Annotated in this window: 16 protein-coding genes and 1 pseudogene; 13 read left to right on the top strand and 4 right to left on the bottom strand. The window is 55.5% G+C overall.

The genetic code is table 11. The features are described from left to right. From K320_RS18215 to K320_RS0114485, 4 genes are all read right to left on the bottom strand, one after another. Positions 1-825: hypothetical protein (locus tag K320_RS18215; protein WP_211236124.1), on the bottom strand; the 825-nt coding region annotated here is incomplete at its 3' end. Positions 826-1,071: 246 nt separating this feature from the next. Continuing rightward, a complete protein-coding gene (locus tag K320_RS19360) occupies positions 1,072-1,497 on the bottom strand; it encodes a 2OG-Fe(II) oxygenase (RefSeq protein ID WP_051384942.1) in 426 nt (141 codons plus the stop codon). Next, the gene (locus K320_RS19355; RefSeq protein WP_211236123.1) at positions 1,464-1,634 is read right to left on the bottom strand and encodes a hypothetical protein; all 171 of its coding nucleotides are present in this window, start codon (positions 1,632-1,634) and stop codon (positions 1,464-1,466) included. Before K320_RS19355 ends, K320_RS19360 begins: the two co-directional genes overlap by 34 nt. Before the next feature lie 118 nt (positions 1,635-1,752). After that, positions 1,753-3,270 carry an O-antigen ligase family protein gene (locus K320_RS0114485; RefSeq protein ID WP_029696195.1) on the bottom strand — a complete coding sequence of 506 codons (1,518 nt, stop codon included), beginning with the start codon at positions 3,268-3,270 and terminating at the stop codon, positions 1,753-1,755. 95 nt (positions 3,271-3,365) lie between these two features. On the opposite strand from K320_RS0114485, the gene K320_RS18770 reads away from it, so the two are divergent. The 13 genes and pseudogenes from K320_RS18770 (at position 3,366) to K320_RS0114440 (ending at position 15,441) form a co-directional block, all read left to right on the top strand. Further along, positions 3,366-5,165, top strand: a complete 1,800-nt coding sequence (locus tag K320_RS18770) for an ABC transporter ATP-binding protein (RefSeq protein ID WP_084301271.1) — start codon at positions 3,366-3,368, stop codon at positions 5,163-5,165. A gap of 13 nt (positions 5,166-5,178) precedes the next feature. Further along, positions 5,179-6,123, top strand: coding sequence for a glycosyltransferase family 2 protein (locus K320_RS19570; protein ID WP_024539548.1), 945 nt, complete (start codon positions 5,179-5,181; stop codon positions 6,121-6,123). Between the two features lie 15 nt (positions 6,124-6,138). Further along, positions 6,139-7,052, top strand: a pseudogene (locus K320_RS18760) (glycosyltransferase family 2 protein). A 1-nt stretch (position 7,053) separates the two neighbouring features. After that, positions 7,054-8,037 carry a glycosyltransferase 61 family protein gene (locus K320_RS18755; protein ID WP_084301268.1) on the top strand — a complete coding sequence of 328 codons (984 nt, stop codon included), beginning with the start codon at positions 7,054-7,056 and terminating at the stop codon, positions 8,035-8,037. 19 nt (positions 8,038-8,056) lie between these two features. Next, positions 8,057-8,332 (top strand): hypothetical protein, encoded by a 276-nt coding sequence (locus tag K320_RS19120; protein ID WP_156913999.1) that lies wholly within the window; start codon positions 8,057-8,059, stop codon positions 8,330-8,332. 208 nt (positions 8,333-8,540) lie between these two features. Then, positions 8,541-8,726: a hypothetical protein gene (locus K320_RS19115; protein WP_156914005.1), complete on the top strand. Its 186-nt coding sequence runs from the start codon at positions 8,541-8,543 to the stop codon at positions 8,724-8,726. A gap of 7 nt (positions 8,727-8,733) precedes the next feature. Then, a complete protein-coding gene (locus K320_RS0114470) occupies positions 8,734-10,173 on the top strand; it encodes an FAD-dependent oxidoreductase (protein ID WP_029696193.1) in 1,440 nt (479 codons plus the stop codon). Positions 10,174-10,384: 211 nt separating this feature from the next. After that, entirely contained in the window at positions 10,385-10,885 is a 501-nt protein-coding gene (locus tag K320_RS19670; protein ID WP_024539545.1) for a serine O-acetyltransferase, read from the top strand. 118 nt (positions 10,886-11,003) lie between these two features. Beyond that, on the top strand, positions 11,004-11,255 hold the full coding sequence (locus tag K320_RS0114460) for a ribbon-helix-helix domain-containing protein (protein WP_024539544.1): 252 nt from the start codon (positions 11,004-11,006) through the stop codon (positions 11,253-11,255). Between the two features lie 3 nt (positions 11,256-11,258). Then, positions 11,259-11,687, top strand: a complete 429-nt coding sequence (locus K320_RS0114455) for a TA system VapC family ribonuclease toxin (RefSeq protein WP_024539543.1) — start codon at positions 11,259-11,261, stop codon at positions 11,685-11,687. Between the two features lie 249 nt (positions 11,688-11,936). Continuing rightward, entirely contained in the window at positions 11,937-13,298 is a 1,362-nt protein-coding gene (locus tag K320_RS0114450; protein ID WP_024539542.1) for a Fic family protein, read from the top strand. Positions 13,299-13,447: 149 nt separating this feature from the next. Continuing rightward, positions 13,448-14,422 (top strand): glycosyltransferase, encoded by a 975-nt coding sequence (locus K320_RS0114445; protein WP_024539541.1) that lies wholly within the window; start codon positions 13,448-13,450, stop codon positions 14,420-14,422. Beyond that, positions 14,419-15,441: a glycosyltransferase family protein gene (locus K320_RS0114440; RefSeq protein WP_024539540.1), complete on the top strand. Its 1,023-nt coding sequence runs from the start codon at positions 14,419-14,421 to the stop codon at positions 15,439-15,441. The genes K320_RS0114445 and K320_RS0114440 overlap by 4 nt, the downstream gene beginning before the upstream one ends. Positions 15,442-15,600: the final 159 nt, after the last annotated feature.

Here is a 15,600-nt window from a genome sequence, read left to right as displayed (position 1 = left end):
GCCATCAGACCCGTAGCGGAAAAGCTGCGCCAGCTTGGCGATGTAGTCGTCGTCCGCCTTCACCGGCACGTTGATCCACAGGTCGCGCCCGGTCGCGTTCGCCAGTTGCACCAGCAACTCCCACGATTGCCCTTTGGCCTCGGTCATGCCGATGAAGTCCGGGCGCGTGCGCTCGCTCCAGTGCGCCGTGGGGTTGGTGTTGGTCGATGTCATGTCCATCGCCCGCAGGATTTGCACCTTGCGCATGGCAGTGATGAATTCCGAGGTGAACAGGACCGAACCATCCGTCGCATAGCCCGGGCGCCAGAGATGGACCTGGGTAACGCCGTCCGCTCCTGTGGATGCAGCCGTGCGCCGGGTGTTCTCAAAAGTAAGCCAGGTGTTGCCCGTGACGTCCTGGGGCAGTACGACATCGGCCGTGCTGCGGTTGCTCGTTGCGTCGTACGCCTGGTTGCGCACCTGCCCTCCAGCTACGCCGCCCAAGGACAGGTCCGCCTTTCCCGTAAAGATCAGCTTGTAGGTGCCGGCACCGATCGTCCTCGAATTGAACATGAGCCGGAAGTCATGCCCCGGTGCACCAGTTGTATCAGGGGCTACGTCTGTTCCCCAGCCCATGTCCCTGAATTGAGCCTGCCGCACCACATCCGCCATCGCAAAGCTGCGGTCCCAATAGCTCAGCATCGGCAAATTCATGCCTATGCTCGCCGCCTGTGTAGTCAGTTCAGGAAGAGGCGGAGGTGGCGGTGCGTCACCATTACCGCCGCAGGCCTGCAGCACCGCTGCAAGGATCAGAACACAAGTACCCAAACGAGCGATTTTTGACACGATGCAGAGTGAAACAGGGCTGACGCTACACTTTGCGTGCCCATCACGCAAGGTGTGCCATTGGCAAAAGAAGTTTAGGTCAACCGCTATCGCCAGCACGCCGCCAAAGTACCGTACGACGTTTCAGGCTGGTTACAAAACGGACCAAGTGTCAGCAGTCAGTGTTCATTCCAACCAAATGACCGGTACGCGCTCTGCGACGCAAACCGTGGTAACCCACTGCCGAACATGCTGTTGCAGCTGCCATCACCGATACCGCCAGCGCGACAGCCGGCGGTACACCGCTGGCAGCAGCCAATCGCGGGCGCGCTCCCAGTTGTGCATCGTGCGTGCCTCGCGCTGCACCTCGGGCGCATCGTCCTTGCGCGGCACATACACCGTGCTGTTGGCCGGCACTTCTTCATGGATGGCGGCCGATGCCGTGTAGTAATACAGCGCCATCGAGTGGCGCGCCACGCCCTCGGGCGTGTTCAGCGGATCGGGGTGGCCGTGCCAGGTATCCGCATCGGTGCGAAAGACCACGCAGCGGTTCAGGATGGGCGACACGCGCTGCACACAGGTGGACATATCGCGACTCCACAATTCGAGCTGCCCCATCCAATCTTCTTCCCACTGCGCGTTCAGGTAGACGATCAGGTTCAGCCGCCGCTGCAGCCGCAGCTCTTCATGCACGCCCGGCAGACCACCCTGGGTTGTCTCAGAAAAGCCACCGCCTGATTGAAGTCTTGCGCCAGCAGGGCGCTCATGCCTCGCGCCTCTTCGGCGGAGAGTGTGAGGTTGTCTTCGATGGGAAGGGTCAGGGTTTGCATGGTGCTGCAGCCAGGAATGGCAAAGAGGGCTAAAAGAACCCCAAGAGTTTACGAGCCTGCAGCACCGCAGCAATGGTTCGGATGGCTCAGTCCTCGCGGCTTGTAGATTGATTTTGTATCACCCAGCGGAAACCGGTTGCGCGGGTATCTTACCAATGGGGCGTTTGCTGGCCATCAAACCCAGCCAGGCCACAGCAAATCCCGCCACTAGCCAAAAAACCTGCGCCACCACCACAATGGTGCTGACACTGGAAATCATCAGGGCGATCGCGAAAAAAGTTGCGAGCAAGCTGCGCCCCATTGTGCGCAATTCACTATCCATGGCTAGCCGCGTCTGCGTGCGCCAGAGTTGCCAGAGAATCACGATAAAGAACCCGGCAAACAGCGCCAACCCAATAATCCCGTAATTCAATGCAACCCCGAGGTAGGTGTTGACAATATCAATGATTCCTTGTCCCTGGATCATGCTTTGCATTTCCGGCGTTTGCCGGTAGTCCACCGAACCCAGCCAAAAATTGCGATCAATCACGATCAAGGCGTTATCCAGCAGCCGCTGGCGGTAGCTCACGTTACCGGAATCCACCGTGCCTATGAATGGCAGAAAAGACAGAATTTTCTGGCCCGCACCAAACAGCGACAACAAGCCCAGCCCGGCAATGCCTGCAACTCCCAGCTTGGCAATGTTTTGCACTCTATTGCGCCCCGTCCATAGAAAGGCCAGCAATACCGCTACAGCACCCACCCACGGCCCGCGCGAAAGAGCGGCCAGCAAGCCCCCGCCCATCAGCAACGCAGGCGCCAGATTGCGCAGCGTGCGGCGCTGCCCCTCCTGCAGAGCCAACCACAACCCTAACCCTACGGCTGACACATAGCCCAGCACAATCGCCTGCCCCACGCTACCGTTGGCACGCAGCAACCCTTCACGCGAAAGATAACCCGTAGTGCCCCAACCCAGCCCCAGGGTGCTGACCATGGCCGAATACAAATTCCAGTGCCGTAGGGTTTCAAAAACAGAAAGAATGCCCAGCAGCGCTGCCGCCATCACATAGGCCTGCAGCACGCGGCGCAGATCGCTGGGCTGCTGCGGCGCACGGCTGGCCACGTAGTAGATCAAAAGTACGTCTGTCACCAGGTAAAAACAGCCGCGCAAGGTACTGGTGAAGTTGCTCGCGCGCAGCTGCAGCACAGCAGCCAGCAGGACATAGCCCAGCAGCAATTTGTCCGGTAGCGTGCTGCCCAGGCGCACCCTGCCGGGCTGGCGCGCCAGCGCTAGGGTCGCCGGCGCCAGCAGCAGCAGCGCCAGCAGGCGCGGCTGGCTGAGCGTGAAAAAGTAGTTGATCAGCCCAAAGCCGGGAATGTCTACAGTTGCCGCCGGCACGGCAAACAAGAGCAGGCAGTAGGCGGCCAAGGCATCAATTGGCTTGAGTCGCTGCGCCAGCAGCACGATGGCGACGATAGCCGCGTAGAGCCAGAAACTGCCGACCGCAAATGCCACCACAGTGAAACCAAACCACCAATTGCGCCACTGCTGCGCGGTAGCTGCAGACGTGGCGCGTGCCACGCTGGGCTGGGTGACGATCCACGCTGCGCCCGCGAGCACAAGCACAACGATCAGGGCGCGAAGATGTTCAGGCATGTACAGGTGGTGCTAGGCTTGCAGATTTTTCACAGGGTGTCGAGTCTAGGTGAATTGGATCACCACCACCGCGTTACCCGTTACGCTTACGTCTCATGTACACACTGGTTTACTCGTTGTTGCGCCACCTCAGCACCAAACGGCGGTGGCAGTTGGCGCTGGTGCTCTTGCTGATGGTGGCTGGTGCGTTTGCAGAAGTATCCACGTTGGGCGCCATCGTGCCCTTTTTGGGCTTATTGGCCAGCTCCGAATTTTTAGACAAGGCGCCTTGGGCTGCAAATGCACTCGACGTTTTTGCAGCTGCACTGGGCAGCTCGCGGCTCACTGCTGCCTCGATCGCATTTGCTGGTTTGGCGCTAGGCGCTGGTGTCCTGCGGTTGCTGCTCACTTGGAGCGGCAATCGAGTCATCTTTGCCATCGGTGCAGACCTTGGCGCATTGGTCTTCAGCCGAGTATTACGCCAGTCCTATGTGTATCACTTGCAGCGCAACAGCAGCGAGACACTCTCCGCTGTCAACAAAATTGGCATGCTGACGGCGGGCTCTCTTGTGTCGTTGCTGAACATGATTGTCTCTGCCGTTATTGCGGCATCGATTTTGGGTGCGCTACTGCTGGTCGATGCGAAAATTGCGCTGGTTGCAGGCGCAGTGATCGGCGGTTTGTACGTAGCGACAAGCGTATGGGCAAAGAGCAAGCTACAGATCAACAGCGAAACAATTGCACAAGGTGATGCTCGTCGCATTCAGTCGTTGCAAGAGGGTATTGGCGCTATCCGCGACATCATTCTTGAGCATAACCAACAGGTGTATGTCAGCCAATTCGAACAGACTGACCGAGCAGTGCGCACCGCCCAAGCCACTAACGCGACGTTTGCAGGCGCCCCAAAGTACGTCATCGAAAGCATTGCCATTATTCTCGTGATCGCTTTGGCCAACTGGCTGGTACGCGGCGCTGGTGGCTTGGCAGAAGCTCTACCTGTACTGGGCGCCCTGGCACTGGGCGGTCAACGCCTGCTGCCACATGTGCAAACTATTTACAACGGCTACGCCAGCTACCGCGGGGGCATTGCCACGGCGCAAGAGACGCTGGAATTACTCAGCTTGCCCATTTCCCCCGCGCCTTCTGCACCGCCCGCAGATGCATTGCCAGCCGCTCCCCTGCACAGCATCGAACTGCGCAACATCCGCTTTGCCTACGACCCAGAGCAAAAAGAAGTGCTGCGTGGCGTGAACCTTGCCATTCACGCCGGCGAGCGCGTGGGCTTCATCGGCGTCACAGGCGGGGGCAAAAGCACGCTGCTTGATATCTGCATGGGCTTGCTTACACCCACTGCCGGGGCAGTCGTGGTGAACGGCGAATCGCTGGACGCGCACAACATGCCCACCTGGCACCGGCGCATCGCCCATGTGCCGCAGGCCATTTTTCTGTGCGACAAATCGATTGCCGAAAACGTCGCCCTGGGCCTGCGCCCGGCAGACATTGACCCAGCCCACCTGCAGCAGGCGCTGCAGGCCGCGCAGCTGGGCGACTTCATCACCAGCCTGCCCGAAGGCGTGCACACCCGCGTGGGCGAGCGCGGCGTGCAGCTTTCTGGCGGGCAGCGCCAGCGCATCGGCATTGCCCGCGCACTCTACAAAAAGGCGGATGTGCTGGTACTGGACGAAGCTACCAGCGCGCTGGATGGCAAGACCGAGGCCAAGGTGATGGATGCAATCTATCAACTGAACCCCGGCATCATCATTCTGATGATTGCGCACCGCGTATCCACGCTGGCGCGCTGCAACCGCATCTACCGCCTGGAAGGCGGGCTGGCGCACGAGGCTGCGTTGGAAAATATTGACAAAAAACAGCCTACAACGCTTGCTGGAAAATCGCCTGAAGCTATTCAATCATGAGTCTACTCAGCGCATGATCGACGTCATCATCGTCAACTACAACACCGCCCATCTGCTGGCGCGCATGTTTGCCGCATGTGATGCGGCGGGTGAAGGGCTGGCGCTGCGCTACTGGGTGGTGGACAACGCCTCCAGGGACGATTCCGTCGCCGTGCTGCAGCGCGATCACCCCGGCGCCTTCGTGCAGGTGAATGCCGAGAACGTCGGCTTTGGCCGGGCCAACAACCAGATGGTGCCGCACCTCTTGGGCGACTATGTGCTGCTGCTCAACACCGATGCCTTTGTGCAGCCGGATTCGCTGCGCGCCGCGCTGGACGTGATGCAGCGCCACCCGCGCTGCGGCGTGGTGGGCGTGCGGCTAACGGGCGAGGATGGCAGCTTGCAGCCCAGTTGCCGATATTTCCCCACACCGTTCAATGTTTTTTTGAACCGCACCGGCCTGGCACGGCTGATGCCTTGGGTGCGGCTGGTGGATGAGTTGGATTGGGACCACCAGGGCGAACGCGAATGTGACTGGGTGCCTGGTTGCTTCTTTTTGATGCGCAAGAGCGTGGTCGACGAGGTGGGGCTGTTTGACCCGCGCTACTTTCTGTATTCTGAAGAGGTGGATTTATGCCGCCGAGTGAAAGCCGCCGGCTGGAGCGTGTTTTATACCGGCGCCACCAGCGTGGTGCACCTGGGGGGCGAGAGCGCCAAATCGGCCAGCACCATCACGCAAAGCGGACGGCAGATATCTGCGCTGCAGGTGGAGAGCGAATTACTGTATTACCGCAAGCATTACGGCCTGGCGGGCGTGCTGGCGCATGTGGTGCTGGCCCATCTGGGTGATTTTGTATTAAGCATGAAAAATTTCATTAAATATCGTCGTTTTGATTTTATAAACATTCATTCCAAAAATGGAAAATTAATTTCTAAAATTCTCAAAATTACAAAATATGGCATGTATCCAACGAAGTAATTCATGGAGGATTAAATGAAAATTTCAGAAAATAATGTCTCATACATTATTCCAGCCTATAACGCAGAAAACACGCTGGATCGTTGCGTCACCTCTTTAATTGAACAAACACGTTTACCAGATGAAATATTAGTTATCATAGATGGCGCCACCGATAGCACTGAGTTAGTAGCTCGATTTTGGCAAAAAAAATATCCTACAATAATAAAAGTTTTCCTAAAAAAAATGGCGGTGTGAGTTCCGCAAGAAATTTTGGCATAGAAAAATCGACTTGTAATTTTATTAGTTTCATAGATGCTGATGATACAATATCAAAAAATTTCAATGAAACGTTAATGAACTTGATTGAAATCAACGGCGTGGAATTAGCAACCGGATCGATATATTCTGTAAGTCAATCAAAAAATAATTCAACCAATCCATTTTCAATGAGTTGGAAAGATATTAATGATGGATCGCATGATGTTGATAATTTTATTGGTTTTGTGCCTGTTGTTGGGAAAATTTATTCGAAAAATTTGATTGGGAATTCCAGATTTTTAATTGGTGTTATACATGAAGACAATCATTTTACAGCATTGATTTGTTCAAAAATAAAAAAAATAGTTTACGATAAAAATGCAAAATATTATTATTATCTGCCATCAGATCTATATGGTGAAAATATTTCCAGTAAATTAAGTATCAAAACTTTTTTGGATTTTCTTTTTGTTAGCAGGGAGATAAATAAAATATCAAGAAAGAGCAATAGTCTAAGAATATCTGGAATTTATTTTCACGGTCAAATAAATAGATTAATTTCTTATTATAACGAATGTGGAAAAAACAAAAAAGAGTATTTTGTTGAATCGATAATTTTTTTGTTTGGTGTTCTTTGTCATTCTCCATTAATTTTTTTAAATGGCGTGGCCCGATGGATTTTAAAATAAAATGACGAATCTCACTCGATTGACCGTTTCTCATCGTGGTTTGAGTGCGCCTCCAGCGTGGGTATACGGTGCAAGCACCAGGATAAATAATTGCTACGAATTAGGCTGTGAATTATTGTATCAAAATCAAATTTATATTCCACCTGCTTGTGATGAATTTCAATTGAGCCGAAAAACAACAGCATTTAAAAAAAATAAATTCAATTTTTTTAAATTAAAAATTCAAAAATTTAGTGACGAAAAAGTGTTCTATGATGCCAGAAATTTTTTTAATGGCAACATAGCGCATCTCACGCAGTATCATTTAACATCTCTCGCCATTCTTTGCATGGATTTTTCTATTTCTGAAGAAAATGTGGGTATTATTTTTTCAAAAAAAGATGGTGCGTTGGGGTATGAATTATTTTCAAAATTAGGTTTTAATTGCTTAATCACGGATCAAAATATAAACGCCCCGATATTCCAATCGCCAATCAATGATGATAATTTTTTTCATTACATGCGAAAAGCGAAAAATTTCGCAAATGGAATATTCCCCCAAATTCCTGCGGATGGAAAATATTTTATCCCTAGAAAAGGTACTAGAAAATTAATCAATGAGCTTGATGTTGGCAATTTTTTAAAATTACATGGGTATGAAAAATTATATTTGGAGGATTTATCCATTTCAGAACAAATGGATAAATGGCTAACAGCAAAAAGTGTTGTGGCCATACATGGGGCTGGTCTTGGATGGATGCCATTTTCTTTGGCCTCTAAATTTTCATTGGTAGAGCTGTTTCCATCTGGATTTGTCGTTAATCCATTTCGGAAATCACATGCAGTCATGTATCCCGGCTCCTTGTGGCGTGGCATTCGTGGTGTTTTGGATTGGCGTGTTGTAAAAAAAATAGATTCCTCTCATAATTTTAAAAAATTCGCATTTGATGACTTTCAGGTTGATTTGAAATCATTGGCGTTGGCATTGAAAGATATAGAAGATTAATTTTCAACGTCATTTTTAAATGACTGCTCCACTAATCAGTGACATTACGTCGGACTGGACCCGCGAAGCCCTCAATCCCGGCGAATGGAACCCCGGCAAGCGCATGCTGGCCAGCCTGCGCGACTACCAGCGCCATGCGACAGCGCTGGGGGCGTGGGCGCAGTTACGCAAAAAATGGGCGGTGCTGCGCCACCGGTTCTGGAGCGCGGTCAGTGGGGCGGATATTCCGCTCAATTACCAGATTGGCGGCCGGGGTGCTGCTGCCGCACCCCAATGGCGTAGTGATCCAACCTGATGTAGGCATTGGGGTGAACTGTCTGCTGTTTCAAAAAGTCACACTGAGCACCCGGGCGATGACTGCGCGCCGATGCTGGTGGGTGACAATGCGGATGTGGGCGCAGGCGCCAAGGCGCTGGGCGGCGTGACGATTGGCGCGCATGCGCGCGTCGGCGCCAATGCATTTGATTGCGGTATATCGAATGGTTTTAGTGAAAGGATTTGCAATGCAGCACGCTGCTCAACAACGACGGACGAGTCGCCGCTTTTTTATCGGCTGGCTGCTGGGCTCTGCCTCGGCCGCGCTGGGCACGGCAGCATTGCTGTGCAACCGTAAGCCGGTGCATGAGCGGCTTGGAAGCGATTTCTTGATTGTGGATGGGTGGATACTGCCATCTGCATATTTCAAATGAGGAAGCGATGATTTTCGATTTTTCTCAATCTGCGAACCTGCCAGAGTTTGATGTCTGCGTTGTCGGTGCGGGCCCCGCTGGAATCACGTTGGCACTCAAAATGGCAGAAATAGGCTTGCATGTGGGATTGATCGAAGCGGGAGGCATGGAGTATGGCCAGCAATCGCAGGATGTGTACAAAATAGAATCGCTAGGCCGGGATTTATATGCGGAATCGACGCGATTGCGCTATTTTGGTGGCACATCCAATCATTGGAGTGGGCGTTGTCGGCCCTTTGTCAAGGAGGATTTTGAGCGCGCAATCGCGGGTGATTTGCCGGGTTGGCCAATTTCGTTTGATGAGTTGAATCGCTATCAACCAGAGGCGATGCAAATATTGGATATTCCTGAAAATGGGTTTGCGACTGAGAATGAGTCTTTTGATGGAGGATATTTTGAGGCAGATCATTTTGCTCTAAGCCCGCCTACGAGGTTTGCGGAAAAATATAAAAAACAACTGGAAGAGCATAATAATGTCAATTTGTATTTGAATTGTAATTTAATCGACGTTCGATATGATCGAATTAGCGGTGGTGTTGTTCAACTGAGTGCCGCAGGATACGATAAGCAGCAGCGTGCCGTGAAAGCCAAAAACTATGTCTTGGCAATGGGTGGAATAGAAAATTCGAGAATGTTGCTAAATAGCGTGTCATTGATGGCTGTGGATCATATTAATAGTATGACTGGCGTTGGTTTTATGGAACACCTGAATGTGGAACTGGGTGAATTTGTTGTCAAGGATCAAGAGATTGAACAAGATTGGAGTGTATTTACCACACCTCGCTTGGTAAAAGAAAAAGATGTCGGACGCGGGAATGTAAGTTTCGGCGTTGTTCGACAACTAAAATCCTACGGGCGTACGGCTAAAGTCAAGACGTTTTTGAAGGGACTGGTCTGTGATTTGGGGCTGGATGACAAGATAGAGTTGATCACGCGCATCAATTGTCCAGGCGAAGGTGTTATTGGCACCTTGCTGGAGCAGTTTCCCGAGCGCAGCGGTAACAGGATCGAGCTGTCCGACGAGACAGATTATTTTGGCTTGCGGCGGGCCAAGCTTAATTGGCAGCTGTCCGAGCGTGATATCAAAACCGTGAAGGTAGTTGCCATGGAAGCGGCCAAGGCATTTGCCGATTCGGGTCTGGGTTTTGTCAAGCTGCGTGATTACATTTTGCGCGATGACGTGTTCATGCCGGTCAGCCCGCATGCCCATCACATGGGCGGTACGCGCATGGCTGCTGACAAGGCGGACGGCGTGGTGGATGAAAACTGCAAGGTGTTTGGTGTGAGCAATCTCTTCATCGCCGGCAGCAGCGTATTTGCCACGGGTGGCGGTGGCAACCCCACCATGCCGCTGATTCAACTCACGCTGAGGCTGGCTGATCATTTAAGACGCATCGTCAAGGCGTAGGCCAGAGGATTTATGCAGTGGCTGCGTTTTCCAAAAATATCCAATGAATTTATCCGCTGGTAGTTTCCAGTCTGATTGGTCGTGCGAAGCCTTGCGCCTTGGCAATTTGTTGAAATATTTATGACAACTCTTTATATATTTCCGGCTGCACCAGTATTCATTGAAAATGGCGGATATTGGATTGATGAAAAAATGCATCAGGGTATTATTTATGATTTCAACCAGCGGCGAGGTGCCCGACTGGCACCGTGAAGCCCTCAATCCCGGCGAATGGAACCCCGGCAAGCGCCTGCTGGCCAGCCTGCGCGACTACCAGCGCCATGCGGCAGCGCCGGGCACGTGGGCGCAGTTGCGCAAGAAATGGGCGGTGCTGCGCCACCGGTTCTGGAGCGCGGTCAGCGGGGCGGATGTTCCGCTCAATTGCCAGATCGGCGGTGGGCTGCTACTGCCGCACCCGAACGGCGTGGTGATCCACCCCGGTGCGCGCATCGGGGTGAACTGCCTGCTATTCCAGCAGGTCACGCTGGGCACCCAGGGCGATGGCGGTGCGCCGGTGCTGGGCGGGCATGTGGATGTGGGCGCGGGCGCCAAGATACTCGGTGGCGTCACGATTGGCGCGCATGCGGTGATCGGCGCCAATGCCGTGGTGTTGCAGGACGTGCCGGCGGGAGCTGTGGCAGTGGGGGTGCCGGCGAAGGTGCTGGTGGGGTAGAGATCCATCAGGTGGCGAGTTCGCTTCGAGGGAGTAGCGGAAAACGCACCATGATGGTAAATCATCATGGTGTAATAAGATCAACGCATCGGGATGCTGATCTCAAGGAGCCCTCGACATGAGAACCACGATCGATCTGGAGCCAGATGCCTTCATGGCCGTCAAAGAGCTGGCGCGGCAGGAAAGCGTGAGCATGGGCAAGGTTGTCTCGCGGCTGTTGCGCCAGGCATTGACGGGCCAGACGGCGCATGCGGATGCTGCTGTGCGGCAGAGCGGCGCCTCAGCGACGGGCTTTGTGCCTTTTGCCTCGCGCGGTGTGCTGGTCAGCAACGAGCTGATCGACAAACTGCGCGACAGCGAAGGGGTGTAAGCCGTGCGTGCATTGCTGGATGTGAACGTGCTCATTGCGCTGCTGGATGCTGCGCATGTGCACCACCAGCGCGCCAGTCAATGGCTGGAGCAAGAGTTGCATCATGGCTGGGCATCGTGCCCGCTGACGCAGAACGGCTGCCTGCGCATCATGGCGCAGCCCGCTTATCCGCAGGCATTGCCGCTGGCGGCAGTGGCGCAGCGCCTGGCGCTGGCGGCGGCGACTGCGGCGCACGTATTCATTGCGGATGACTACAGCTTGCTGGATACGGACAGCTTGCATTGGCCGCATCTGCTGGGGCACCGGCAGGTGACCGATGCGTATTTGCTCGGGCTGGCGGTGCGGCATGGCTGCCGGTTTGCCAGTTTTGATGCGCGGGTCAATCTGGCGGCCGTTCCTGGCGCAAAAGCACAGCATTTGCTGGTGCTGTGAGGGGGCTGTCGGTGCATCCTTCGCGGTTAAAACCGCTCCCACAGGAGCAGCTTTTGTGAGGGCAGCCTGGAGGCCAAACCAGGTCTCTGGCCGATGCTGTCCAAGCGGGGTGTATTGGCATCGTGCCGAAAGAGCTTGCGGCTTCGTCAACGTTTAAAGCGGCCCCTGAAATCCAGATGGTGGCATGGCGCCGTTTGATAAACTGCGCCAAAACTGCGCCAAACCAACTCCGAACTGCGCCACGCTGCCATGTCCTCCACCAAAGACTTGCTGAACAGCATCCAGACATCCGCGGACGGATTGACGCTGGCGGAACTGCTCGCCAAACACTCGGGCATCGCCAGGCGAACCGCGCAACGACTGATTGCCAGGCTGATCGATGGCGGCCAGATCATCGCACTGGGTGAAGGGCGGGCGCGTCGCTATTTGGATGCCGTTGCCCCACCGAGCCACCGTGTACTGGCCGCAAAAACAGATCATTTCCCGTCTTTCATCCCGCTGTCTGCCGACAGTCTGGACATCGTGGCCTATATCGATCAGCCCTTGGCCGCGCGCAAGCCCGTCGGGTATCAACATGATTTTCTGGAGGCTTATCGGCCCAATGAAACCTGGTATCTGCCCGAATCGCTGCGCCGCCAGTTGCACAGAATGGGCAAAACCACGGACGCCCACGCACCTGCGGGCACCTACGGCCGCGCCATTCTCAATCGATTGCTGATTGACTTGTCATGGGCGTCCAGCCATCTGGAGGGCAACACCTACTCTCGGCTCGACACGCGCGAGCTTATCGAGCATGGCAAGGCCGCACGGGGCAAGGCGACTCTCGAAACGCAGATGATCCTGAACCACAAGACGGCGATTGAACTGCTGCTCGAAAACATCGAAGCAGCACAGTTCAACCGCTACACGCTGATGAATCTGCACAGCGCCTTGGCGGAAAACCTGTTGGCCAACCCTGCTGATGAGGGGCGCGTTCGCCAGCACGCCGTCGATATCGGCCAAAGCGTTTACCGCCCGCTCTCGACACCACAGCCCATCGAACATGCACTCGAAGTGCTTCTGGGTAAAGCTCGCCAGATCGGTGATCCGTTCGAGCAGTCCTTCTTCGTGATGGTGCACTTGCCCTACCTGCAGCCCTTTGCCGACATGAACAAGCGCACCTCGCGATTGGCCGCCAACATCCCGCTGTTCCGTGCGAACCTTTGCCCGCTGACGTTTCTGGACGTGCCGGAGCAGGCGTACAACCGAGCCGCCCTCGGCGTGTATGAAATGACACGGGTGGAGCTGCTGCGTGACCTCTACGTCTGGGCGTACGAGCGTTCCACGCAGGAATATCTGTCGATCAAACAAGACTTGCCAGAGCCTGATCCCATTCGATTGGCATGGCGTGATTTCATCAGGCAAGCCATCCGCGAAGTGATCGCACATCCGGAGCGTGATCCGCTGGCTTGCCTTCAGCAGGCCGTGGCAGAGTGTGTACCCGAGGGCGAACAAGCAGGGGTGCAGGCGCTGACGATCGAAGAGCTTCGTCGACTGCACGAGGGAGTGCTGGCGCGCTACGGTTTGCGACAGTCCGAGTACGCAACCTGGAAGGCGGTTCATGGGCATTGACGTACGAAAAGACGAGCGTAAATTTCATTATAAAAATTGGCCTATAACGCTTTGCCATCAGGCGCTGATAGCTATGAAAAACAGATTACAAACCATCCCAACCCGCTGCACCATGGCCAGTCCATTCCCCGCGCGGGTTGCTGTGTCCCATGTCTGACAACACTGCAAGCGCCATCGGCCTGGTAGTCATTGGCCGCAACGAGGGCGAGCGTCTGCGCCGTTGCCTGCAATCGGTGCTGGGCGATGGACGCCAGGTGGTGTACGTCGATTCCGGCTCCACGGATGGATCGGTAGAACTGGCGCGCGGCCTGGGCGCGCAGGTGGTGGCGCTGGACATGCGCCGGCCCTTCACCGCAGCGCGTGCGCGCAATGCCGGCTGGCGCGCGCTGCTGTTGCAGGCGCCGCAGGTGCGCTATGTGCAGTTCATCGATGGTGACTGTGAAATGAACGCGGGCTGGCTGGCGGCCGCACAGGCGTTCCTCGACAGCCATCCACAGCACGCCGTGGTGGCAGGCCGGCTGCGTGAGCGCCATCCGGAGCGCTCCATCTACAACCGCCTGTGCGATATCGAATGGGACACGCCAGTGGGTGACGCCAAGGCCTGCGGCGGCATTGCCATGGTGCGCGCCACGCCGCTGCAGGCGGTGGGCGGCTTTCGTGATGACCTGATTGCGGGTGAGGAGCCCGAGCTGTGCGTGCGCCTGCGTGCCGCGGGTTGGAAGATTTACCGGCTGGATGCCGATATGGCGCTGCACGATGCCGCCATGCTGCATTGGCGCCAGTGGTGGCGCCGCACCATGCGCGGTGGCTTTGCCTACGCGCAGGGTGCCTGGCTGCATGGCGCTGCACCCGAGCGCCATTGGGTGCGCGAGACGGCGCGGGCCTTGGCGTGGGGCGCGGGTGTGCCGTTGCTGGCGCTGGCGGCGGTGCTGGCCTTTGGCGCCTGGGGGCTGCTGGTAGGGTTGATCTACCCATTGCAAATGTTGCGGCTGGCGCTGAAGATGCGCGACCCGCAGCGCGCCTTCTTTCTGGTGGCGGGCAAGTGGGCCGAAGCCTGGGGGGCGATCCGGTTCTATTGGGGCCGGCTGCTGCAGCGCCGGCAGGGCATCATTGAATACAAATGAACGAAATCGGCGTAGCACCCATGTTGACTGCCATCAACGTTCCTGATCTTGGGCCAGCAGACGGCGAGTTCACCCGGTTGCAGACGCGGCATGCATTGCAGTGGGTGCCGCTGACATCCAACCTGCTCGATTGGCGCAGCAAGGGCGTGCAATTCTCGCGCTATCGGGTGGCTGCGCAGGCAGCTCTGCAGGCTGGGTCTGAGCGCTTTGTGATTTCGCATCTTCCTCCGATGACGGCGGCTGTTGCTCATTTGCTGCGTTTGCGCCGCAGCCCTGCGGCGCACCTCGGTTTCGCGTTCAATTTCACCAGCTTGCCCGTTGGCCTGCGTTTCAAATACCTGAAACGGGCCTTTGAAAACGTGGACCAGATGGCCGTATTTTCTGCTTATGAAGAGCGCTTGTACGCAGAATATTTTGATATTGACCCGACGCGGTTTCGACGAGTGGTATGGACCCAGCAGGCGCCGCCGGTTCAGAAGGCGGTAGAGATCGGCGTGCAGGGCCCCTACCTTTGCGCCATCGGCGGGGAAGGTCGGGATTTTCAGTTGCTGCTGGAGGTGGCACGCAGGCTTGGATCAAACGTTCCCGTGGTCATCATCGCGCGAAGGCATAGTGTGGTGGGGCTGGTCGTGCCAGAGAATGTGACGGTGCTGTCAAATATTTCGTTGGCACAGGTGTGGGGCATTGCGTGTGGCAGCCGCGGTGTGCTGGTGCCGTTGCTGCAACGCAATACCTGTTGTGGTCACATTACCTTGGTCAGCGCCAAATTGCTGGGGCTGCCAGTGGCCACCACTTACGCCGATGCCACGCGGGAATATGTAGAAGGGCGGCGAGCTGTCCTGGAATGCGAACCCGGCGATGTGACTGCGTATACCGATTTGGCGCGCAGGTTGCTGGAGGACAAGGATGACCTGCAGGAGGCGGCGCGCGCTGCCATTGCGCAGGAATTGGAGTTGCATGACCGCCGGATATGGGCGCAGTACCTTGACCGGTTTATCGAGGAGAGGGTTTCTTGCTGAAAATAAATGCGGGCTTGCTGCGGCTGGTAGCTGCGCTGGAATTGCTCACGGCACTGGAGCGTGGCGTGTGCCATTTTTTGGAGCTTCCATTGGGCCGATTTGCCGCAATGGCGCGAAGTTGCTGTGAGTACCTGGCAAGGGTTGCCCCCTTGGTCGAAC

The organism is Comamonas badia DSM 17552 (assembly GCF_000484635.1).
GTDB classification, from domain to species: Bacteria; Pseudomonadota; Gammaproteobacteria; order Burkholderiales; family Burkholderiaceae_C; genus Comamonas_C; species Comamonas_C badia.
Note: the sequence above shows the minus strand (reverse complement) of the source record. Positions and strands in the feature narration are given on the sequence as shown.